The organism is Micromonospora sp. M51, assembly GCF_018070305.1.
Lineage (GTDB): Bacteria > Actinomycetota > Actinomycetes > Mycobacteriales > Micromonosporaceae > Micromonospora > Micromonospora parva.
This window is the reverse complement of record NZ_JAGPXZ010001359.1, coordinates 1-745: the sequence shown is the minus strand read 5'-3', so window position 1 is coordinate 745 and position 745 is coordinate 1. Positions and strand designations below refer to the sequence as shown.

Sequence of the window (745 nt, the reverse complement as noted above, 5' to 3'; positions counted from 1 at the left end):
GTGTGGGCCGGGTTGTCGTCGTACTCGGCGGTGCCGGTCTTGCCGTACACCTCGCCCGGCACATCCTTGAGCGCGCTGCCGGTGCCGGTGGTGACCACCTCGCGCATCATCGTGCGCAGCGCCGCGACGGACTCTGGCTTGAGTTGCTCACCCGCCGGAGCCGGCTTGGCCGGCGCCGGGTCGATCAGCAGCTTCGGCTGCTCGAAGCGGCCGCGGGCGACGGCGGCGGTGGCGCCGGCCATGGCCAGCGGGCTGACCAACGTGGTGCCCTGCCCGAACGACGCCGCGGCCTGCTCGGCCGGGCTGCCGCCCGTGGAGACCTTGCCGGTGAAGGCGTCCGTGCCGAGGTCCCACTGACCCTCCAGGCCCAGCGTGCGGCCGACGGCGGCCAGCCCGTCGCCGCCGAGCTTCGGCGCCAGCGCGGCGAACGCCGTGTTGCAGGACTTGGCAAAGTCGGTGCGGAACGGCACCGAGCCCAGCTCGAAGTTGTCGGAGTTCTTGAAGGACCGACCGTCAACGGTGAAGGTCTTCGGGCAGGCCACCGGACCGTCCAGGGTGACCGCGCCCCGGTCCAGCAGGCCCAGCGTGCTGACCATCTTGAACGTGGAACCCGGCGGCACCTGGGCGTTGAAGGCCAGGTTCTCCCCGGCCGGGCCGGGGCCGTTCGCCGCGGCGAGCACGGCACCGTCGCTGACCCGGAGCGCCACCAGGGCGGACCGGCGTGCTTCGCCGCGCAGCGCCCCGT

1 protein-coding gene is annotated in these 745 nt (G+C 73.4%); it reads right to left on the bottom strand.

Annotated features, from left to right (window positions below; all coding sequences use genetic code 11):
• Positions 1-745, bottom strand: a 745-nt coding sequence (locus KBX53_RS34820; protein ID WP_247676641.1) for a penicillin-binding transpeptidase domain-containing protein, incomplete at both ends; no start/stop codon positions are given.